This is a genomic window from Paenibacillus sp. FSL L8-0641 (assembly GCF_038006265.1).
GTDB classification, from domain to species: domain Bacteria; phylum Bacillota; class Bacilli; order Paenibacillales; family Paenibacillaceae; genus Paenibacillus; species Paenibacillus polymyxa_D.
Genome location: NZ_JBBOUW010000001.1, coordinates 2,789,367 through 2,810,313, shown reverse-complemented (window position 1 = coordinate 2,810,313; position 20,947 = coordinate 2,789,367). Strand labels below are relative to the sequence as shown.

Annotated in this window: 20 protein-coding genes; 19 read left to right on the top strand and 1 reads right to left on the bottom strand. The window is 45.4% G+C overall.

All coding sequences use genetic code 11. The features are described from left to right. Positions 1 to 84: 84 nt before the first annotated feature. The 10 genes from MKY16_RS12425 (at position 85) to MKY16_RS12380 (ending at position 8,895) form a co-directional block, all read left to right on the top strand. Positions 85 to 1,335, top strand: a complete 1,251-nt coding sequence (locus MKY16_RS12425; RefSeq protein ID WP_340955526.1) for a WD40/YVTN/BNR-like repeat-containing protein — start codon at positions 85 to 87, stop codon at positions 1,333 to 1,335. Positions 1,336 to 1,488: 153 nt separating this feature from the next. Beyond that, positions 1,489 to 1,671 carry a hypothetical protein gene (locus tag MKY16_RS12420; protein WP_029517499.1) on the top strand — a complete coding sequence of 61 codons (183 nt, stop codon included), beginning with the start codon at positions 1,489 to 1,491 and terminating at the stop codon, positions 1,669 to 1,671. Positions 1,672 to 1,859: 188 nt separating this feature from the next. After that, positions 1,860 to 2,255 carry a DUF2500 domain-containing protein gene (locus tag MKY16_RS12415; RefSeq protein WP_013371386.1) on the top strand — a complete coding sequence of 132 codons (396 nt, stop codon included), beginning with the start codon at positions 1,860 to 1,862 and terminating at the stop codon, positions 2,253 to 2,255. A gap of 135 nt (positions 2,256 to 2,390) precedes the next feature. Then, positions 2,391 to 3,140, top strand: coding sequence for an SDR family NAD(P)-dependent oxidoreductase (locus tag MKY16_RS12410; RefSeq protein WP_340932305.1), 750 nt, complete (start codon positions 2,391 to 2,393; stop codon positions 3,138 to 3,140). 121 nt (positions 3,141 to 3,261) lie between these two features. Then, positions 3,262 to 3,684 carry a cell wall hydrolase gene (locus MKY16_RS12405; RefSeq protein WP_029517501.1) on the top strand — a complete coding sequence of 141 codons (423 nt, stop codon included), beginning with the start codon at positions 3,262 to 3,264 and terminating at the stop codon, positions 3,682 to 3,684. 52 nt (positions 3,685 to 3,736) lie between these two features. Continuing rightward, complete coding sequence (gene gerQ / locus MKY16_RS12400; RefSeq protein WP_029517502.1) at positions 3,737 to 4,192, top strand: spore coat protein GerQ; 456 nt, start codon at positions 3,737 to 3,739, stop codon at positions 4,190 to 4,192. A 388-nt stretch (positions 4,193 to 4,580) separates the two neighbouring features. Next, on the top strand, positions 4,581 to 5,882 hold the full coding sequence (locus tag MKY16_RS12395; RefSeq protein ID WP_176715738.1) for a hemolysin family protein: 1,302 nt from the start codon (positions 4,581 to 4,583) through the stop codon (positions 5,880 to 5,882). A 204-nt stretch (positions 5,883 to 6,086) separates the two neighbouring features. Then, the gene (gene bioB / locus MKY16_RS12390; protein WP_340955524.1) at positions 6,087 to 7,094 is read left to right on the top strand and encodes a biotin synthase BioB; all 1,008 of its coding nucleotides are present in this window, start codon (positions 6,087 to 6,089) and stop codon (positions 7,092 to 7,094) included. A gap of 36 nt (positions 7,095 to 7,130) precedes the next feature. Further along, the gene (locus MKY16_RS12385) at positions 7,131 to 8,249 is read left to right on the top strand and encodes a glycerol dehydrogenase (RefSeq protein WP_039273174.1); all 1,119 of its coding nucleotides are present in this window, start codon (positions 7,131 to 7,133) and stop codon (positions 8,247 to 8,249) included. Positions 8,250 to 8,403: 154 nt separating this feature from the next. Then, positions 8,404 to 8,895 (top strand): hypothetical protein, encoded by a 492-nt coding sequence (locus MKY16_RS12380; RefSeq protein WP_340955521.1) that lies wholly within the window; start codon positions 8,404 to 8,406, stop codon positions 8,893 to 8,895. A gap of 73 nt (positions 8,896 to 8,968) precedes the next feature. On the opposite strand, the gene MKY16_RS12375 is transcribed toward MKY16_RS12380, so the two are convergent. Continuing rightward, complete coding sequence (locus MKY16_RS12375; protein ID WP_039273168.1) at positions 8,969 to 10,201, bottom strand: aminopeptidase; 1,233 nt, start codon at positions 10,199 to 10,201, stop codon at positions 8,969 to 8,971. Positions 10,202 to 10,363: 162 nt separating this feature from the next. Here MKY16_RS12375 and MKY16_RS12370 point away from each other — a divergent pair, with 162 nt between their 5' ends. The 9 genes from MKY16_RS12370 to MKY16_RS12330 all read left to right on the top strand — a co-directional run bounded on the left by MKY16_RS12370 (position 10,364) and on the right by MKY16_RS12330 (position 20,853). Further along, entirely contained in the window at positions 10,364 to 10,660 is a 297-nt protein-coding gene (locus tag MKY16_RS12370; protein ID WP_023988878.1) for a hypothetical protein, read from the top strand. Positions 10,661 to 10,786: 126 nt separating this feature from the next. Next, entirely contained in the window at positions 10,787 to 11,590 is an 804-nt protein-coding gene (locus MKY16_RS12365) for an MBL fold metallo-hydrolase (RefSeq protein ID WP_340955520.1), read from the top strand. Positions 11,591 to 11,727: 137 nt separating this feature from the next. Beyond that, positions 11,728 to 12,747, top strand: a complete 1,020-nt coding sequence (locus tag MKY16_RS12360) for an aldose 1-epimerase (RefSeq protein ID WP_013310435.1) — start codon at positions 11,728 to 11,730, stop codon at positions 12,745 to 12,747. Between the two features lie 155 nt (positions 12,748 to 12,902). Continuing rightward, a complete protein-coding gene (locus MKY16_RS12355) occupies positions 12,903 to 13,604 on the top strand; it encodes a FadR/GntR family transcriptional regulator (RefSeq protein WP_340955517.1) in 702 nt (233 codons plus the stop codon). A 96-nt stretch (positions 13,605 to 13,700) separates the two neighbouring features. Then, on the top strand, positions 13,701 to 15,245 hold the full coding sequence (locus MKY16_RS12350) for a 2-isopropylmalate synthase (protein WP_029517510.1): 1,545 nt from the start codon (positions 13,701 to 13,703) through the stop codon (positions 15,243 to 15,245). A 164-nt stretch (positions 15,246 to 15,409) separates the two neighbouring features. Beyond that, positions 15,410 to 16,798: a class II fumarate hydratase gene (gene fumC, locus MKY16_RS12345; RefSeq protein ID WP_340955516.1), complete on the top strand. Its 1,389-nt coding sequence runs from the start codon at positions 15,410 to 15,412 to the stop codon at positions 16,796 to 16,798. Positions 16,799 to 16,997: 199 nt separating this feature from the next. Then, positions 16,998 to 18,464, top strand: coding sequence for a potassium/proton antiporter (locus MKY16_RS12340; RefSeq protein ID WP_029517512.1), 1,467 nt, complete (start codon positions 16,998 to 17,000; stop codon positions 18,462 to 18,464). Positions 18,465 to 18,685: 221 nt separating this feature from the next. Beyond that, complete coding sequence (locus tag MKY16_RS12335; RefSeq protein WP_029517513.1) at positions 18,686 to 19,807, top strand: phosphodiester glycosidase family protein; 1,122 nt, start codon at positions 18,686 to 18,688, stop codon at positions 19,805 to 19,807. A 41-nt stretch (positions 19,808 to 19,848) separates the two neighbouring features. Next, positions 19,849 to 20,853, top strand: a complete 1,005-nt coding sequence (locus tag MKY16_RS12330; RefSeq protein ID WP_340955515.1) for a copper amine oxidase N-terminal domain-containing protein — start codon at positions 19,849 to 19,851, stop codon at positions 20,851 to 20,853. Positions 20,854 to 20,947: the final 94 nt, after the last annotated feature.

Below are 20,947 nucleotides of genomic sequence, written 5' to 3'. Positions count from 1 at the left end.
ACATAGAGGCGTTTATGGTATAATTCTGTTTCAGATAAGCTTTTGGCACGTGATTACAGCATGCCATCGAGGGAGGATTTTTATATGAAACTGCGCTGGCGTGCGCTCTTGGGGGGAGTACTACTGCTAATAGGTACTCTGCTGACTGCCTGTTCTGCTGAAGCCCCAGAAACGTTAACAAAACCTCCGATTGAGGAACCTGATGATCAGGGTCAGACGATTACTATTAATCCACCAGTGACTCCAAAGGTGGGCGATCCCAACGCCAAATATGTAGTTCAGACGCGAATAGCGGATTTTCATTTGATTGATAATAATAAAGGGTTAGTTTGGGGAGTTACCCATAATGAGCTCCGACTTTATGATACTCATGATGGCGGAAAGACATGGAATAATATTTCTCCCTCCGAAAACGTCCAATTTCAAGACAAACTTGAATATGGAAAGGACATCAGTTTCACTGATTCTCGTCACGGTTGGGTTGTCCGTCAAAATTTGGACAAAACAGCAACCGTCATTCTGAGAACAGCAGATGGAGGACAGAGCTGGGATGTTTCAGCGCTTCCAAGCGGGGACCATGTGAGCTCGATTCAATATGTAAATCCAACTACTGGCTGGATCATGGCATATGTAAATCTGAATGAGCAGGATCAACAAAAACTGTTGTATCACACCACTGACGGGGGAGCCACATGGAATAAAGTTGCGCAAAGTTCGGGTATGACATCTAACAAATCAGGCTCAGGTTTACCCGATCGGGGCAGCCTGGCGGGGATGAACTTTTCTTCCAACAATCAGGGGTTTGTAGCGATCAATCTGGATAACAGTGTTAAGTTGTACAAGACTTTGAATCAAGGGAAAACCTGGACTCCGGTAGCTAACAGAATACAGGGCTGCCCTCAGGCCAAAGCAGAAGCCCAGCAGTCTCTGAAAGGGAGCAGTGCCTCGTACTGGATTCCGGTTCTTTGCTATGGGGATAAGGCCATAAAATATAACGGACTGTTTACAAACGATACAGGGACACAATGGAACGGTATGCCTTTGGGTCTGAGTAGCAACATTAATTCTATTATCCCTGGCCGTACGTTTCTAAATGAAAAGGAAGGGTGGATCATAACCGAGACCGGAATGAGCCGTACAATGGATGGGGGGAAGACGTGGACAAGTCTCACAGGCAACAAAGTGCTACCTTTGAAGCTAAAAGACTACCCACGATCGGTTAAGCTCCGTTTCGCTTCCTCTTCGGTGGGTTGGCTTCTTTTGGAACGCCTTGATGACAAGAAGTCACTGCTGCTGAAAACGACGGACGGCGGTGCGAACTGGAGAATTTTATAATCGCTATAAAGGTGATTGCCCTGGGGTATTTTTCTCAGGGCGTTTTATTTTTAAAAAATTTAAATTTTATACGACTATATGTGAAAAAAATCACAAACTAACGAATAAGCCGCTGTTATACTAAACCTGTAAACAACGATAGGAGTGATAATCATGAGAGCGAATCAGGATCATATGTTAACCCAATACTACCTACAATTTTGTTATACTTGCCAGGATGCCTATGGTTGCACGACTGAAGAGGACTGCAAGCAGTGTGCAGAGCGTTACGCTGAAGACGAAGATCATGAAGCTCTGGATGAAACACAACGTTATCTCCAGCTTGTACATGTATAAATCAATGAATCATTCTGATATCGCCATATCTTGAGCCTCCCGGATTATTCCGTGGGGGCTCTTGGCGTTCTTGAGGGTTGCTATCAAATTTGGGCAGGAACATACATATACTGTTATGGAAAGCTTAGGTCAGGTCAGGATGCCCGGTCGTTTCCCTGTGGAATGCCTGGCGGAGAGGAGTGCGGTGCATGGGTTTTGAATCATTATGGATGTTCGATTGGCTGGGCACGGTACTGCCCGTATTTTTCGTTGTCGTGTTGGGTATTGTCGTGTTATCGGCAGGCAGGGAAGTCATGGAATGGAGTCGAAATAAAAGGCAGCCTGTACTGACGGTCGGTTCCCGAATTACGGCCAGAAGGACACATCTCCAACAGAGGCGGCAGGAGGAACAAGGGACTCGCACCTATACTTTCTATTACGTAACCTTCGAAGTGGAAAGTGGCGACCGGATGGAGTTTAAGGTATCTGGGGAAGAATATGGTCAATGCGCTGAAGGGGATGAGGGACGGCTTACTTTTCAGGGTACAAGGTATATCGGGTTTCAGCGTCTTAATCGCTATAGCTTGGAACAGGTTAAAATGTAGAATTCAGTCTAATTATTTTTGGATTCATTTACAGCCTTCTGTAAGAAACCAGGGTAGGGGGCTGTAGATGTTTCTTGTTCGGCACATTTTGGTACATATATACTAGAACAGAGTAGTTCAGAGGAGGAATGATTCGTGTCATTTGAGGGACAAGTTGTTATTGTAACAGGAGCGGCGCATGGCATCGGGAAAGAGGTCGCTTTTGCCTACGCTGCTCAGGGTGCCCATGTTGTATTTGCGGACTACAATGAGGAAGAGGGTGCCGCAGCCGCTGCAGTAGCCCGGAACGAGGGCTATCAGGCCATTTTTATTCCTTGTGATGTACGAAAGGAAGAAGATATTGTGGCGCTAATCCGTGCCACGGTAGAAGAATACGGCACGATTCATACGCTAATTAACAACGCAGGCGTATCCAAATGGAAATCTCCATATGAGTTAACGCTAGCAGAATGGGATGACATTTTGAATACTAACGTACGCAGCTGTTTTATTGCCACTAGGGAAGCAGCTAAGGTGATGAAACGAAACGCAGAAGGTGGCTCTGTGGTCAATATGACCTCTACACGAGCTTTCATGTCAGAGCCGAATACAGAAGCCTACGCGGCATCCAAAGGAGCCATTGTGGCCCTTACGCACGCGATGGCCATATCACTAGGAAAGGACGGGATTCAGGTCAATTGCATCAGTCCAGGGTGGATTGAAACCGGGGATTATGAGCAATTGCGTACAGAAGACCATCAACAGCATCCGTCTGGGCGAGTAGGAATCCCTAAGGACATCGCACGGGCCTGTCTGTATTTGACACAACCCGGCAATGATTTTGTAACTGGTACGAATCTGGTAATAGATGGTGGCATGACGCGTAAAATGATTTACGAGCCGTAGTAAAAGCCTAAATGAGTAGTCCCAATTTTGGGGCTATTTTTTTTGTTTTTCTGGACTGTCACCCATTGGGCATTTGTACCATATGATAGGGTATGTGATGGAGAAGCGAGGAGGGGACGCGTTGGCTGTAATCAAGACCAACTCAGAGGATGTAAGGACACTCGCCCGATTGATGCGGGCAGAGGCCGAAGGAGAAGGAGAGCAGGGGATGCTCATGGTTGGCAATGTCGGAGTAAATAGGATTTTGGGCAATTGTCTGGATTTTCAGGGGATTCGCCTTATGAACGATATGGTGTTTCAAAGTCCAGGCGGATTTGAAGCTACCCAAAAGGGGTACTTTTATCAAAGAGCCCGTGACCGTGACATTCGTCTTGCCCGTCGTGTCATTAATGGGGAAAAAATACGCCCGGCGTCCAATGCATTATGGTTTTTCAGACCGGCAGGAGACTGTCCGAACACCTGGTATAACCAGACCAATACCGGACGTTTTAAAGCCCATTGCTTTTTTAGCCCGTCTGTACAGGATTGTCCTGCCGTCTATTAGAACGCTTCAACATGAGTTTGAATAATTTAAAACCATTTTAGGAGGAATTTACATGATTTCACAGCAAGCTTACCGTCCTGTTTCTTATCCTGCTGGTAGCGGGTATCCCGAATGGCCCAGAGGGATGAATCCGGTCGGAACTATGCAGCCCATCAGCACCTTCCCCCCTCAGGTTAACAGCGGTAGTGCGATGACACCGGCTGGTATGGTGGTACAGAGCCAGACTCCACAATTTGAGCAATCATATATTGAAAACATTTTGCGCTTGAACTTGGGTAAAACAGGTACCTTTTATATGACGTATGAAAATAACCGGGAATGGAATGCGAAAATATTCAAAGGTATTCTGGAAGCAGCGGGTCGTGACCACATTATTATCAGTGATCCGGCTACGGGCAAGCGGACGATTTTGCTGATGGTGAATCTGGACTATGCTACTTTTGATGAGCCATTGTTGTACCAATATCCCGGCGTCATCGGGAATCCGGGTGCATCCCCGGTTCGCTGATGCCTTTATATATATGAGTCTACATCCTCTGCCAGACGGCAGGGGATGTATTTTGTTTATAATCTTTCTCAAATATAGTAGCTTTCTTGGTGGTAAGCGGCGAAAACGAGAGCTTTACGACCTAAATGATAGTGGAGCTGTTTTTTCTGACATTGCTTGTGGTTTGACTGTATAGAGTATAGTTATATAATTAAATATAAGCTGATGAATAATCTAATCATTTATGCGGAATATGGCTTTGGAAGCCGGAAGGAGTGAATGTGTTGGGAAGTTGACGCTGCTTATGATGTGTTATCGTTCTGTCTATGATGAAACTATCCGAAGGAGGTGCGCCTGTCTGCCGTAATGACGGCTGATGGGGAGCATATTGAGTGACCCTTTACCGAGTATGTTTAACTTATTTATTGTTTTTGCATTAGTACTATTGAATGGTTTTTTTGTATCTGCGGAATTTGCCATGGTGAAGGTCAGAGGCAGCCGTATTGAGACTTTGGTGGAGGCGGGCAATAAAAAGGCCGTATACGCCGCCAATATGTTACACAACTTGGACGCTTATTTGTCTGCCTGCCAGTTGGGTATTACACTAGCATCGTTGGGACTAGGATGGATCGGAGAGCCGGCCATCGCACATTTGATCAAACCTGTATTTACAGCCGCTGGATTAGGAGCGGTATATGTGCACGGTACTGCCGTGGTTATTGCATTTATTGTCATTACGATTCTGCATATTGTGTTGGGTGAATTGGCGCCCAAAACGATAGCTATTCGTAAATCTGAGACCATTACGCTGTATTCAGCCATGCTGATGACTTGGTTTTACAAGTTGATGTATCCATTCATATGGGCGTTAAATGGAATGGCGAACAGCCTGCTGCGTTTATTCCGTCTGGAGCCGGTATCCGAAAATGATGATTCCGCGCATACGGGGGATGAAATACGTATTCTGATGAAAGAAAGCAATAAGAGCGGACTAATTGATAATACGGAATTGGCGCTTGTTGATAATATATTTGATTTTACCGACACGACCGCCAGGGAAATCATGATTCCGCGAACTGAGATGATCTGCTTATACAGTAATGAGTCCACAGAAGAAAATCTCGCGATTGCGACGGAAAGCATGAGAACCCGTTATCCAATCTGCGCCGAAGATAAGGACCATATTATCGGCTTTATCCATATTAAGGACCTTCTGCGGGCGAACACACTGGATACCCGTACGATGATTCGACCGATTCTTGCTGTCCCTGAATCTACACAAATTAGTGATCTGCTCAAACGCATGCAGCGTAGCAAGACGCAAATCGCAATTTTGATTGATGAATATGGCGGTACATCGGGTATGGTAACGCTGGAAGATATTATGGAAGAAATCGTTGGTGAAATTCAGGATGAGTTCGATCAGGAACGTCCGAGTTGTGAGCAGATTAATGACGAGGAATTTTCCATTGACGGCATGTTATTAATTGATGAAGTGAACGACCGCTTTGGACTGGATCTTGATCATGAGGATTATGATACGGTAGGGGGTTGGCTATACTCACATGTCGAGGTTATTCCCCCACAGCCTGGCCAGTCTGTAGTGTTTGAGGGATGTATGTTCACGGTAGAAGAGGTTGAAAACAAGCGGATTTCACGTATTCGGCTGATAAAACAGCCTTTCGTCGTGGAAGAAGCAGGAGTCTCATAACGGAATAAATTTGGAGAGCGACCTTGAAAGATGTGGGGTCGCTTTTTAATTTGTCTTCTTTACAGAAAGGACATGAATTGATATGATGTTTGTGTTATTGTCAACCTCATTATATTTTTTTAGGTTGACAATAAGAAAAGAATTTTCTCTACGCTGAAAATTTTATCCATTTACATGATCATTAAATTTTGGGAGGCAAGAAGTATGAATTTACAAAACAAGGTTATAGAATGGGGCTCGTTGGCTGAAAAAGCGATAGATGGTAGCCATGTTACACTGGAAGAAGGTATAGCGGTACTGGAAGCCGACGATGAGGAGTTATTACCGATTATGCAAGCTGCATTTCGAGTACGACACCATTTTTATGAAAAAAAAGTAAAGCTCAACATGATCATGAACGCCAAAAGTGGCTTGTGCCCGGAGGATTGCGGTTATTGCTCACAATCTATCGTATCCACGGCGCCTGTGAACAAGTACAGTATGTTGGACAAGGAATCACTGTTGGCTGGAGCTAGGGAAGCAGTAGCACGGAGAGCAGGGACGTATTGCATCGTAGCTTCGGGCAAGGGCCCAACAGATCGGGAGCTGGATCAGGTGATTGAGGCTGTACAAGAAATTACTCACACAATGCCACTCAAAATTTGCGCTTGCTTAGGGATTCTCAAGGGAGATCAGGCACGGCGGTTGGCAGAGGCTGGGGTACATCGATACAATCATAATTTAAATACAAGTAAGGCCAACTATCCCTCGATTACAACCACACATACATACGATCAACGCGTCGAAACTGTGAAAATGGCACAATCTCACGGAATGTCTCCATGCTCTGGCGTTATTATCGGGATGGGGGAAACGAATGAGGAAATCGTTCAAATGGCTTATGCCTTACGGGAGTTGGATGCTGACTCTATTCCGGTTAACTTCTTGAATCCAGTCCCCGGAACCCCATTGGAGGGAGCAAAGCGAATATCACCTATCCAAGCTTTGAAAGTGCTGGCACTGTTCCGATTCATCTGTCCATCCAAAGAAATACGCGTTGCAGGTGGACGAGAGTTGAATTTACGCTCGTTACAACCGCTTTGCCTGTATGCAGCGAATTCAATTTTTGTAGGAGATTATTTAACGACAGAAGGCCAAGAGGTCATATTTGATCATCAAATGATTGAAGATCTTGGTTTCGAAATTGAGATGTGTGCCCTTTCAACCGTATAATAGAAATTGTACAAACTTGGAAGGGAGAGTTAAACAATGAGCGAAAAAGTATTTATTAGTCCAGGTAAATATGTGCAAGGGAAAAATGTGATTGATAAAACAGGTGAGTATGTTAAGCCATTAGGCCATACTGCCTTGGTTATTGCGGACAAGCTGGTTTGGGAGATTGCAGCCGACCGCGTGGTAAAAAGTCTGGAACTGGCTGATATTACAGCAGTTAAAATTGAATTTCAAGGGGAAGCCTCCAAAAACGAAGTCAACCGTATTGTGGATCAGGGACGAAGCGCCCAGGTCGACATTGTCATTGGTGTAGGTGGCGGTAAAACGCTGGATACCGCTAAAGCTGTAAATGAACTTCTCGGTTCTTCAGTTGTGATTATTCCAACGACTGCTTCTACAGATGCCCCTACTAGTGCACTATCTGTTTTGTACACCGACGAAGGTGCATTTGATACGTATTCCTTTTTCAGTAAAAATCCGAGCCTGATCCTGGTGGACACAAAAGTCATATCTCAAGCACCGCCCTTATTCCTCTCCTCAGGCATTGCAGATGCCATGGCGACGTGGATTGAAGCCCGTGCGGTCATTGAAGCTCGTGCAACGACAATGGCTGGTGGTTTGCCAACTTTGGCGGCAGAAGCCATTGCGTCCAAGTGTGAGGAAGTTCTTTTCGATTACGGACTGCAGGCTTACGAATCCGTGAAACGCAAAGTCGTCACACCTGCGCTTGAAGCGGTAGTGGAGGCGAATACGTTGCTAAGCGGTTTGGGCTTTGAAAGCGGCGGTTTGGCAGGCGCACATGCGATTCACAATGGTTTTACCGTTCTGGAAGGAGATATTCATCACCTAACACATGGTCAGAAGGTAGCTTTTGGCACCTTAGTCCAGCTTGCCTTGGAAAAAAGACCTTTGTCCGAGGTGGAGCGGTATATTGACTTTTATCTAAAACTCGATCTGCCTGTCACGCTGGAAGACATTAAGCTACAGGAAACTTCCCGAGAGGATTTGTACCGGGTAGCTCAGGCTGCTACCAAAGAAGGCGAAACTGCTCACAATCTACCATTTGCTGTCACAGCGGATGATGTGCTTGATGCAATTTTAGCGGCTGACCAGTATTCACTTGCCTATAAGGCCAAAATTGGACATAGAAACTAACTCCATACGAAATAAAGTAGATTCAAAGGCCGCTGATCAGCGGCCTTTTTTCCATTATTTAACTTGCAACTTATGTTATGATTTTTATGATACATAAGCAGGAAATGCCGGCAGTATATTTATGGCTTCCCTAAAATTTGAGAGGAGTTTAGCGATGGCAAAATGGAATGTAGAAGATCAAGGTACTCAATATAGTATTGAGTACAAGCGTAGCTTAACTGGCGGGAAAATTATTGTGAATGGAAGCGAGCAGAAGGTTAAAAGCCAGAATGCATTTTTGAACTTGATTGATTTTCCTATTAGATTGAAAGAAAAAGCTGTAAATGTTGTTGTCATTGGCAACAAAGCGGATTTAGCTGTGGACGGTGTATATCTTGGGTCCAATCAACCTTATGTTCCTGTGAGTAAAGTTCCGGGCTGGAGTTGGGCTTTTGTCGTGGTCAGCTTGGTTATAGGATTGCTATTTTCAGGGATTTTCGGTGTGTGTATAGGAATATTGGGCAGCATGTTTTACGTGAAATCATCTTTATCCATGCATCAAACCACCAATCGAAGAGTTGTAAATTGCTTTATTGTCTTTCTCATCATCAGCGTGATACAAATTGTTTTTGGAATTGCAGCGAATTCTTGGATTAACACGTTGTAAAATAGATCAACTTAGCCTAAGGTTGAAGCAAGAAGGCTCTCACGCATGAAGCGGTGAGAGCCTTTTTGCCGTGTTAGATCGCCCAATTTCCTTTACGGAAGATAGGTTCCTCAGTACCGTCCTCAGTAACGCCGTTGATGTCCATTTCACCTGAACCGATCATAAAGTCGACGTGAGTCAGACTGGAATTCAGGCCGTTGGCAGCCAACTGCTCTTGAGTCATATCCTTGCCGCCTTTAAGGTTAAATGCATAAGCATTACCGATGGCCAAGTGGTTAGAGGCATTTTCATCAAACAACGTATTATAGAATAAAATATTTTTATCAGAGATAGGTGACTTGTGAGGTACAAGAGCAACCTCACCCAGGTAGTGTGAACCTTCATCCATTTCTACGAGATGCTGAAGAGTTTCCAAACCGGTTTCTGCCTGAACATCGACAATACGTCCATTTTCAAAAGTCAGTGAAAAGTTGTCGATGATATTTCCGCTGTAGCTAAGTGGCTTGGTGCTGCTGACCTTACCGTTCACTCCCGTTTTAAGCGGAGCTGTAAACACTTCCTCAGTAGGCATATTGGCTACAAAAGTATGTCCCTGTTGGTTGACGCTTTCAGCCGCTACCCACAGATGATCTTTTGCCAATTCGATGGTGAGATCTGTGCCTGGAGCCAGATAATGCAGCTTTTTATAGCGTTTGGCATTTAAAATATCAGATTTACTGGAAAGGGTTTTCAAATGCTCTTTCCATGCCTCCACGGGGTTATCCAGATCCACACGCACGGTGCTGAAAATGGCATCCCACAGTTTATCCATTTGCTCGGAAGCTGGTAGATCAGGGAATACTTTGGCAGCCCATTCTGCAGAAGGATAAGCAATCAGAGACCAACTGAATTTGTCAGCCATTTGATATTCGCGGTATTGACGTAATTCATGTGACCGCACGCGCTGAGCAGCAGTAATTCGGCTGGACGGAATCCCCTGAAGCAAATCCGGATTTTCTGCAATGACATGGAGTACAGCTGCGCCATTTTCGACCTCTTCAGTCATTTCGGCTGCGTACCATTTGGGAGCAATATTAAAAGTTTCATCAGGAGCTAGTTCATACTGTAATCGAGTAATGGTCTCATCACTCCATTTTACTGTAACCAGCTTGGCTCCGGCAGTATACGCTGATTTGACGATAAGTCTCACGAGTTCGGCGGACAAAATTGGTGCATGAACGATGAGTGTCTGCCCAGGATGGACATTGGCGCCGACCCGAACGGCTAACTCGGCATATTTTTGCAATTTTTGTTGAAAATCTGACATGTAACTTTCCTCCATTTCACGAAAAGCCTTAAATAAGGCTTGGGTAACTTGCACAGTTTTTTTGCAAATTCCACACATAGCTTATATATTGTACAATGTAACGAAAAGGTTCACAAATTAGTTTTGGTACTATTTAGTGAAAATGAAAGGGCGGATAGATGAATGACAGAGCAAAATTCACCTCAGGAAGTGAAAGAAGTACATATTCAACAGGCACAAATGACAAGAGATGAGAATGGTGCTTATTTGGGCCAAGTGGTATTTGGAGTAGACGGGCAGAGTTCTGTATATGAAATCACATTCCACAGTAAAAGAGGAAAGGAATGGGATTACAGTCTCCATTTTGCGGGGGAGCCACGGGTGGAGGAAGAGATGCTGCAAATGGATAGCTGGATTGAAGAGAACGATGATTTATTCGACTATTTGCTAGATACGGCATGGAGCAAATTACCCGAGTAATGTAAACATGGTCTATTTTCTTGACAAGCGGATTATATTTAGCAGTGTCCGCATAATCTGCTGACATGGGGGAAGCCTAAAGGTCGATATTAACAGTAAATTCCATGTGAATAGGAGGGTGAAGCTTTGGCAAATCATCTGTTCACCGAAGGAATGACGGCAAATGAAGAGGCTGCTCCCGATCTCCTGAGCTTACGGACGCTATTTGTAAATATGTGTTTTATTGGGGAGCCAGGAAGCCGTTCCTGGGTGCTGGTGGATACGGGGATGACAGGATTTACGGACTCGATTATACGCCTGGCAGAGAAACGGTTCACTGGCCCTCCGATCGCTATTGTGCTTACACATGGTCATTTTGATCATGTAGGTTCGGTTATTGAGTTGGTACAGCATTGGGGTACACCTGTTTATGCACATCCTTTGGAATTACCTTATTTGACGGGAATGAAGGATTATCAAAAACCTGACCCTAGTGTAGGGGGAGGTTTAATGTCGGGCATTTCCTTCTTATACCCCAGTGATGCTATAGATCTCGATGATCGCATCACCTCCCTGCCCCAAGATGGCAGTGTCCCTGGTGCCCCTGGTTGGAAGTGGCTGCATACGCCAGGACATACACCTGGTCATGTATCGCTTTTTCATGAGCGAAGAAGGTTAATGGTGGCCGGTGACGCTTTTATTACGGTGAAACAGGAATCGGCACTGGCCGTTATTTTACAGGAAAAAGAAATACACGGGCCTCCTGCGTATTTTACAACAGATTGGCAAGCTGCGCAGCGCTCGGTGGAAATGCTGGTCAAGTTAAAGCCTGAGATTGCAGTTACAGGACATGGTCATTATATGCATGGTGCTGAGCTGACAGATCAGCTAGAGCGACTGGCAGGAGATTTTGAGCACATGGCTGTACCCAAACAAGGACGTTATGTGTAGTCATGTGTGAAGGACGATGCCTTGCGGGGCATCGTTTTTTTTGTGGACGTGGAATTTTTTTGCTCAGCATGGTATAGTCAAGCCAAAAGCTAAACGCTTTCATTAAACATCGTCATTTCATCAAGGAGGATTTTTTGATGACACAACAACATGCTGCAATTGGTGATCTTTATTATGGAATACCGGCGATTCGTCTTAAATTTGGACGATATGAAGCGGTTGCCCTGCCGGGAAACGGCGCAAATCTGATTTCTTTTCGTGACAATGAAACGGGATATTCTTTTCTGCGTGAGCCAGATGCTGAAAGCATAGAGGCTTTTAAGCAAAGCCCGTCCGTTTACGGAATTCCTTTCCTGTTCCCTCCGAATCGGTATGAGGATGGAAAATTCCTGTGGAATGGTGTTACATATGAGCTGCCGATAAATGAAGAGGCGACCCACAACCATCTGCACGGCTTTTTACACACTGTTCGGTGGGAGGTCGAGGACTACGGTTCCGGGGAGCAGGGCAGCTATGTGGTAATGAATCAGCATGTAAGGGAAGGACATCCCATGTTCCGCTATTTACCCTTCACCTTTACCATGAAACTAACGTACAGTCTGGACGAATTTGGCCTGCATCAGCGTTATGTGATCCATAACGAGGGCGATCAACCGATCCCCAATTTATTTGCCTTTCACACAGCGATTCGCGTTCCGTTCGTACCCGATAGCTCGCCTGAGGACTACAAGATTAAGGTCACAATCGGTGAGCGTCGTGAGCTGACGGAACGGTTGTTGGCCACAGGTCAGTTCCAGCCTTTATCTCCGGAAGAGGAACTGCTGAAGACGACGGGAGTTAGTCCTTATTTTGCCTCTATGGATAATCATTACACGGCAGCTCCGCAAAATGGACGCAACTACATGGAACTGACACACAGTAAGACAGGTGCTACCCTCGTATACGATGTAGGTACAGCTTATAAGCATTGGATGATCTGGAATAACAAAGCGAACAAGGAATTCATCTGTCCTGAGCCGCAAATGAACATGATCAATGCACCGAATCGTCCAGACCTACCAGCGGAGGAGATCGGATTGATAGCACTGGCTCCAGGCCATATTTTTGAAGCAACCAGCCGTTTGTATTGTATTACACCTAATAAATCGAAATCCTAGCATTTAAATTTATCCTTATAGGCCTGTATCGTGTCCAACGGTGCAGGCTTTATTTGGGGTTGTAAAGCACAGGTAAGGGCCAATGGGGAAGGAGGACGAAAAAGGTTGCAGAATGCCAAGCAGTCATAGTATGATACGAAACAGGAGATGATCAGATGAATTTTCCTTTTCAAGCCGTCAAACGCAAGCAAATCGCCGATGAAGTAGCTGAACAGCTGCAACGAAAAATTGCTACTGGTGAATGGGATGTGGGCACTAAGATTCCAACCGAACCTGAGCTCATGAAGCTATTCGGAGTCGGGCGATCTACAGTACGTGAAGCGGTTAGCGTTCTGGTGCATGCCGGTCTATTAGAGAAAAAGCAAGGACACGGAACTTTTGTTTGCCAACCGACAACTTCTCAAGAGCCATTGGATTACCGTCTAAGCCGTGCTGAAATTATTGAGGTTTATGAAGTGCGGAGTGTGTTGGAACTAGAGATTGCCAGATTGGCTGCGTTACGTCGTAAAGACGAGGATCTACGCTTGATGCGTGAGGCGCTGGATCGTCGTGCTGCAACCCTGGCCGCTGGAGATATGAACGGGTATTTGGATGCGGATATCACTTTTCACTTGGCTGTTGCCGGAGCTACACGCAATAAGGTGCTTACAGATGTATATGGCAGCTTTGTAGAGGCCATTCGCAAGGCGTTGAACAATCTCATTACCGATCCGGCGATGCAAAATCATTTTACTGTGCAGCATGAAAAAATATATGAAGCAATCCGGGATCAGGATGGCAAGGCTGCCGAGATGTATAGTATTCAACATTTGGACGGCACCAAGCTGGAGCTGCAAAAGCATATGGGAAGTTCATAATTTTTTTTACTCTTAAACATCAGATGATCGGATGAATAAAATATTTAAACCTTCTACTTGAGCATCTCCTAAAATCAAACCAAAGGTGGTATCTGTATGCGCAAAATATGGGTGTTGGACACAACGTTAAGAGATGGAGAACAATCACCAGGAGTTAGCTTAACTAGCACGGAAAAGGTGGAAATTGCCCTTCAGCTGCAAAAATTAGGCGTAGATCGGATTGAGACCGGCTTTCCAGCAACCTCGCCTGGTGAGATCACCAGCATGCAGGAGATTGCCAAACAGGTTACCCAAGCGACACTGGTTGGTTTTGCGCGCTCGAAAGAACAGGATATTGATGCGGTCAGAGAGGCGCTACGAGGAGCAGAGGATGCCTGTCTTCATTTGTTTCTGGCTACCTCACCTATTCACCGCCACCATAAGCTTCGAATGGATAAAACGAAAGTATTAGAGACCGCTGCTGCTGCCATTCGTTATGGACGCAAGTATTTCAGCAAGGTAGAATTTTCAGCAGAGGACGCCAGTCGTACCGAACTGGACTTTATTTGTGAGGTCGTAGATATGGCGATTCGTGCTGGAGCGACAATCGTCAATTTACCGGATACGGTGGGATATGCCTCCCCGGATCAGTTCGGTGAAATGTTTAGAATTGTAAAACAACAAGTGCCCGGTATCGAAAAAATACAACTTAGCACACATTGTCATGATGATCTTGGTATGGCAACAGCTAACACGCTGGCGGCCATCCGTAATGGTGTAGACCAATTTGAAGGTACCATCAATGGCATCGGTGAGCGAGCCGGAAATACACCTATCGAAGAAGTTGCACTGGCCCTTGACACCAGAACCGAGCTTTATGGTGCACAAACGAGTCTGGTTTTAGAGGAACTGTATGCTACCAGTCGCCTGGTGAGCAAACGAACGGGGATGTCGGTGCCGGGAAACAAGGCCATTGTTGGAGCCAATGCGTTTGCTCACGAGTCTGGTATACACCAAGACGGGATGCTTAAAGAGCGTACAACATATGAGATCGTGTCCCCTGAGCGTATTGGTCTGAAGACGAGTAAACTTGTGTTGGGCAAGCACTCGGGTCGACATGCATTTAAAGAAAAACTGGCGGACATGGGGTTTGATGCTTTGACGGAGGAACAGCTGCAAGAGACGTTCCGCAAATTCAAAGCATTGACGGATAAGAAAAAACAGGTGTTGGATGAAGACTTGCTCGTCCTGATGGACGAAAGCCGCAATGCCTCGCCTCAAATGTACACACTGGATTCCATTCAGGTGTCTTATGGTAATCAGTCGGTTCCAGTCGCATCCATTCGATTGGGTAAACAAGATGGGACAGCAATTGATGAAGTGGCAATGGGTAACGGTTCTGTAGATGCGATTTTCCATGCTATAGACAAGGCCAGTGGTGAAGAGGTGGAGTTGGAGGATTATTCGATCCAATCTGTAACTTATGGCAAAGACGCATTGGGGGAAGTGCACGCCATTTTGAGGCAAGGAGAGTACACAGCTCTGGGAAGAGGCACAAGTACTGATATTTTGGAAGCTAGCGCTAAAGCTTACATCGATGCGCTGAACAAGCTACTGGGCAGAAAAGAAGTACATGCCAAAAGCAATATCACCATTAGTTGATCCTAGTGGTCAGGCTTGTAGACGAATTTTCCTTCTTCCTCCTCTGGCCTCATCGTAAAAAAGCGCTTGCAAAATAAATGATAACATTTGAAATTTAATGTATAATAGGCAAGAGAGATCACCATATTTTGTCTGAATTACATAGGCCAAGAGGAGGAAATGAGTTGAACTACCGCATTGAAAAGGATACGTTGGGCGAAATCAAAGTACCGGCAGACCGTCTGTGGGGAGCGCAAACACAGCGCAGCAAGGAAAATTTCCCGATTGGCTCGGAGAAAATGCCATTAGAGGTCATACAGGCGTTCGCGGTGCTTAAAAAGAGCGCGGCGATCAGTAACTATAAGCTGGGTAAGCTATCACAGGAGAAGCAGGACGCGATTATTTATGCAGCGGACGAGATTCTCGCAGGGCGGGTTGATGACCATTTCCCGTTGGTTGTATGGCAGACAGGGAGCGGAACGCAGTCCAATATGAATGTGAATGAAGTGATTGCTCATCTGGGGAGCCAATGGTTACAAGAGCAGGGAAAGGATGCGAAGCTGCATCCCAATGACGATGTTAACATGTCGCAAAGCTCGAATGATACGTTTCCCACGGCGCTTCATGTAGCGGGTGTCATTGCAGTGGAAGACCGTTTGTTGCCTGCCATCGATAAGCTGAAAGAGACTTTTCAACAGAAGTCAGAGCAATTCAAGGATATTATAAAAATTGGACGAACCCATTTACAAGATGCGACACCGCTTACGCTGGGTCAGGAAATAAGTGGTTGGTATGCCATGCTGGACAAGAGCAAGCGAATGATCATCGACACGGTGCATTACATGAAGGAGCTGGCGATTGGCGGTACAGCGGTGGGGACTGGAATTAATGCTCATCCAGAGTTTGGCTCCCGAACCTCAGCGGAAATTTCCAGTTTCACTGGCAAAACGTTCACTTCCGCACCCAATAAATTTCATGCACTGACTAGCCACGATGAAGTGGTGGCCGTACATGGAGCAGTCAAAGCGCTCGCTGCCGATTTGATGAAAATCGCCAATGATGTTCGTTGGCTGGCAAGTGGTCCGCGTAGCGGCTTGGGCGAAATCACGATTCCTGCTAACGAGCCAGGTAGCTCCATCATGCCCGGCAAGGTGAATCCGACCCAGAGTGAAGCACTGACGATGGTCGTTACACAAGTCATGGGGAATGATGCAGCTATCGGCTTTGCAGCAAGTCAGGGTAATTTTGAACTGAACGTGTTTAAGCCAGTCATTATATACAATTTTTTGCAGTCTGTTCATCTGCTGGCCGATTCCATCATTGCTTTTAATGACAACTGTGCCGTTGGCATCGAGCCTGATCTCACGAAGATTGAGCACAATTTGAATAATTCACTGATGCTGGTGACGGCATTGAATCCACATATCGGATATGAAAATGCCGCTAAAATCGCCAAACTTGCACATGCAGAAGGGCTGTCCCTAAAAGAAGCGGCACTCCGCAGCGGACTGTTGACTGAAGAACAGTTCGATCAATATGTTGTACCTGCGCATATGATTCATCCTAAAGCCTAAAGCACGACGATTGTCTCTGCTTAAGCTTTATAAAAAATATACAAACCAGCTCATGGAGTGCGATTTAGCACAAACCATGAGCTGGATTTTTTATTTTATTATATAATTTTTTGTTTAGAATTAGTATTCTGTGTGATTTGAGGGTATATAGATAAAAGGCGAAAAATTGAACATCTATTTTCAAGATAGGAGAAGCCGTATGGAACAGACAACCGTTATTAATTTTATTGTGCTTTTGCTGTCCGGCTTGCTGCTGGTCGGTGTGCTGACTACCAAATTTTCCAGCCGTTTCGGTATGCCTGCGCTCGTATTGTTTATTGCCGTAGGTATGGTGCTCAGTCAGTTTATTTATTTTGATAATGCCTTTATCACACAGCTAGTTGGCATTCTCGCGCTCATTGTAATCTTGTTTGAAGGCGGGATGCAGACAAAGTTTGCAGATGTTAAGCCAGTTATTCGACCTGCCTTGTCATTATCAACGTTGGGGGTCATCATTACGACCGTAGTCATTGGCGTCTGCGCCAAGTTTATTTTAGGCGTAAGCTGGATGGAATCCATGCTGTTTGGCGCTATTGTTGGTTCGACCGATGCGGCAGCCGTGTTTTCCGTTCTAGGAGGTAAAAACATCAAAAAACGAATTACCTCAACGCTCGAAGCGGAATCCGGCAGTAATGACCCGATGGCTGTTTTTCTCACAGTAACATTGATTGAGCTGATACATCACCCTGAGCAATCCATTTGGATACATATCTTGTTATTTTTATGGGAAATGGGCTTTGGTTTAGCCGTTGGTTTTGTACTCGGACGCTTAGGTGTATATGCCATTAATAAAATGAATTTTGATTCATCCGGTTTGTATCCTGTGATGGCATTGGCATTTGCGGTCTTGACGTATGCGGCGGCATCGTTACTAGAGGCAAGCGGATTGCTGGCGGTGTATGTCATGGCGATTGTATTGGGAAATTCCGACTTGACCTACAAGCGATCTATTATTCATTTTAACAATGGCTTCGCCTGGATGGTGCAGATTATGATGTTTGTCCTGCTCGGGTTATTGGTCTTTCCCGATCAATTGCTGGGCATTGCGTGGCAAAGCTTGGCGCTCTCCTTCATCCTCATGCTCGTGGCTCGTCCAATAGGCGTGTTCCTAAGCTTGCTTTTTTCCAGGTACTCTGTGCGCGAGAAAACACTGTTATCCTGGGCAGGACTGCGTGGGGCGGTACCTATTGTACTCGCAACCTATCCTTTACTGGATGAGATGGATGTAGGACCTTTGTTTTTTAATGTTGTATTTTTCGTCGTGCTCACTTCTGCGATTATTCAAGGTACCACTATTTCGTGGCTAGCGGTGAAGCTTGGCTTGATGGACCCTAACGAGACGTCGTCTCCATCACTGCTGGAATTAGTTTCACTGGGAAAAACTACTTCGGAAATCAACCACATTCAGGTACAAAATGGGATGTCGATAGCGGGCAAAGCGATTCAGGATATACAGTTGCCTGAAGATATTTTATTCACAGCCATCATTCGGAACGAGCAAATTATTGCCCCGAGAGGCACGACGGTGATTGAACCGGGCGATACTTTGTACGTGCTTAGTCCCAAACTCAAGCGACAGCAGATGAAAGAGCTGTTCATGCTGCTCGAACCGGAGGCTGCTCCGTAAATAGGATATCACCCCTATATTTACAGTCCTTCACATTTATGTGAAGGACTTTTTAATGTATTCTTTTTCAGAGTGGATGAATCTGTTAAAAAATTGACACTATCATTCTACAAAATTAGTTTATGATATTGTCGTTAGATGTCGCAGCCTATCGTTACGGATCATTTGATGGGCAATAGTGATGAAATACGATAGAAGTCACCAAACAGGAGAGATGATGAATGAAACCGGAAGTCTTGCCACAGCGTGCAGCAGCTCGCAGGCAGAAAAATAAGAAAAAGAAACGAAAAGGAAAATTTGGTCGCTTTATGCTGCGACTTTTTATTGTATTCCTGTTAGCGGGAATTGGGGGTGGTGCATGGTTGTTTTTAACCCCTTCTGGCAAGGACATGCGCTATCTGGCTGCGGACACGCTGATTACGACTCAGCATCGTCACTGGGCGAAATATTTTATCGGCGAAGCAGAAGCGAAGAAACGAGTGGCTGAATATTCAGCCCGGTTCGAAGAGATGGGTGAGGAGAAGGATAGACATACAATCAACTTGCCTGATCTGATACCCACCAAAGTACAGCAAACGCCGTTGGTTGAAGTGGAAGAAGTGTCGGGTCGTAACTATCATGGCTATGTTATGACGGTGCATGACCCCACTAAAATTAGGCTCGGGATTCCTGCTAAAGTCGGCCGGGGAGAACATGTATCTAGCATGGTCGAGCGTTTGGGGGCTGTTGCTGGCGTAAATGGCGGTGGCTTTGCTGACCCCAACTGGAATGGGAATGGTTTTAAACCGATTGGCGTTGTCATTTCCCAGGGTAAGATATACTACAATGATATGGGGAGAAATGCCTCTGTTCAAATCGTAGGTATTGATAAACAGGGGAAAATGATAGCCGGTCACTATTCGTTGTCCGAGTTGTCCAAAATGAATGTGCAAGAAGCGGTTACTTTTCAACCACGTCTAATCGTGAATGGGAAAGGTCTGATTCGCAATGCAAGCGAGGGGTGGGGAATTGCCCCCCGTACCGCAATGGGGCAAAGAGCTGACGGTGCCATTATATTCGTGACCATCGACGGTCGTCAGCCTGGGTACAGCATAGGTGCCAACTTGTATGATATGCAAAATATTTTGCTTAAACATGGAGCGGTTATCGGTGCTAATCTGGATGGAGGTTCTTCAACGGTGCTAGTCAAGGATAATGCCATTGTAAACAAGCCTTCTTCTGAATACGGAGAGCGCTATTTGCCGACTGCGTTTCTCGTATTTGAGCATCCAGAGACCGTTAGTATCCCGAACATATGGGAAGGTTTGAATCCTGGAGACATTGACGCAGCCAAAAAGAGATAGATCGGGAATGAACTAGTTCATTAAGTGAACGGAGACTGATGATGAAGCTAAAACGAGCAGGATTTCAGCGATTGTTTGTCGCCTTGTTAATGCTATCCTTACTCTTGACCACAATGCATCAGGCGGCTGCCGAAGCTACTAAACAGGGTGCCATAGCGTCTCAATCAACGCAGTTCATAGATATTGTTATAAACGGACAACCTATAGACAGCAAGGCTAAACCTCTATTGATCGACGGAAAGCTCATGGTTCCGCTTAAACCTTTAGCCGAAGCTGTAGGTGCAACCTACCACTGGGATGTCAAAAAGAAGCAGATTACGCTACAAAAGTGGGCAGAACCCTTGGTTCTTAAGGAGCAATCACGTAAGAACCAGCAGCAACTTACCTTTGAAGTTGTAAGTAAAGAAGTATATATACCTCTGAGAGATGTTTCGCTTGATTTAGGTTATACGTTGGAGAAGACAAATACACAGATTCAGATTCAGCCGCCGATTCACGGTAAACTAAAAGAACAAATATATGAGGGAGATCTCGTGGCTGCACGCGAAGCGTTAATCCGCATAAACAGAAGTTCTGTCCATCCTTATATAGAAGCACACCGTCCTAACACTGAACTTCTGTCCAGTGTCTACATGTTCCCCCAAGGTGAAGCATTACGGTATTTTACAGTGAACGGGGATGTGCTGAGTCTGGTTGAAGTGAAGGACGGTTTTCCGATTGTCACCTATCAAGGGTATGTGGGAGCTCCCTTTGATAAAGAATTTACAATGGAATACGACCCGCTGGGGCGTTTTTTGGAGAATAAAGCCAAAAATCAGTGGGGAACTTATCCGAAAATAAATAAGCCGCTGATCTACGAGTTCACTACAGGATGGGGAGACAGCAGTACCACTTTCTATGGGCGTATTACTACGGATAAAAAAGAAGAACTGCTGGGTACTACTGGTGATCCGATAACTGGACTCCCGGCTAATACCAAACAAATTATGAAAACCTTCAAGCTGCCGTGGGAATCGCGTACAGATGCCCAGCAGGTGATGGAATAAGTTAAAAGCAGCAATAGCAAATGAAAATATAAGAAGCGCGGATCGTTGAAGTAAAGATACTTCCGGTACGCGCTTTTTTCGATAGGATTTGTAC

Excerpts from the sequence above, each read along its gene's own strand:
- MKY16_RS12420 (WP_029517499.1), top strand. The coding sequence starts at position 1,489 with ATGAGAGCGAATCAGGATCATATGTTAACCCAATACTACCTACAATTT.
- MKY16_RS12385 (WP_039273174.1), top strand. The coding sequence starts at position 7,131 with ATGAGCGAAAAAGTATTTATTAGTCCAGGTAAATATGTGCAAGGGAAA.
- MKY16_RS12425 (WP_340955526.1), top strand. The coding sequence starts at position 85 with ATGAAACTGCGCTGGCGTGCGCTCTTGGGGGGAGTACTACTGCTAATA.
- MKY16_RS12340 (WP_029517512.1), top strand. The coding sequence starts at position 16,998 with ATGGAACAGACAACCGTTATTAATTTTATTGTGCTTTTGCTGTCCGGC.
- MKY16_RS12330 (WP_340955515.1), top strand. The coding sequence starts at position 19,849 with ATGAAGCTAAAACGAGCAGGATTTCAGCGATTGTTTGTCGCCTTGTTA.
- MKY16_RS12355 (WP_340955517.1), top strand. The coding sequence starts at position 12,903 with ATGAATTTTCCTTTTCAAGCCGTCAAACGCAAGCAAATCGCCGATGAA.
- MKY16_RS12350 (WP_029517510.1), top strand. The coding sequence starts at position 13,701 with ATGCGCAAAATATGGGTGTTGGACACAACGTTAAGAGATGGAGAACAA.
- bioB (WP_340955524.1), top strand. The coding sequence starts at position 6,087 with ATGAATTTACAAAACAAGGTTATAGAATGGGGCTCGTTGGCTGAAAAA.
- MKY16_RS12395 (WP_176715738.1), top strand. The coding sequence starts at position 4,581 with ATGTTTAACTTATTTATTGTTTTTGCATTAGTACTATTGAATGGTTTT.
- MKY16_RS12375 (WP_039273168.1), bottom strand. The coding sequence starts at position 10,201 with ATGTCAGATTTTCAACAAAAATTGCAAAAATATGCCGAGTTAGCCGTT.
- MKY16_RS12335 (WP_029517513.1), top strand. The coding sequence starts at position 18,686 with ATGAAACCGGAAGTCTTGCCACAGCGTGCAGCAGCTCGCAGGCAGAAA.
- MKY16_RS12415 (WP_013371386.1), top strand. The coding sequence starts at position 1,860 with ATGGGTTTTGAATCATTATGGATGTTCGATTGGCTGGGCACGGTACTG.
- gerQ (WP_029517502.1), top strand. The coding sequence starts at position 3,737 with ATGATTTCACAGCAAGCTTACCGTCCTGTTTCTTATCCTGCTGGTAGC.
- MKY16_RS12370 (WP_023988878.1), top strand. The coding sequence starts at position 10,364 with ATGACAGAGCAAAATTCACCTCAGGAAGTGAAAGAAGTACATATTCAA.
- MKY16_RS12360 (WP_013310435.1), top strand. The coding sequence starts at position 11,728 with ATGACACAACAACATGCTGCAATTGGTGATCTTTATTATGGAATACCG.
- MKY16_RS12380 (WP_340955521.1), top strand. The coding sequence starts at position 8,404 with ATGGCAAAATGGAATGTAGAAGATCAAGGTACTCAATATAGTATTGAG.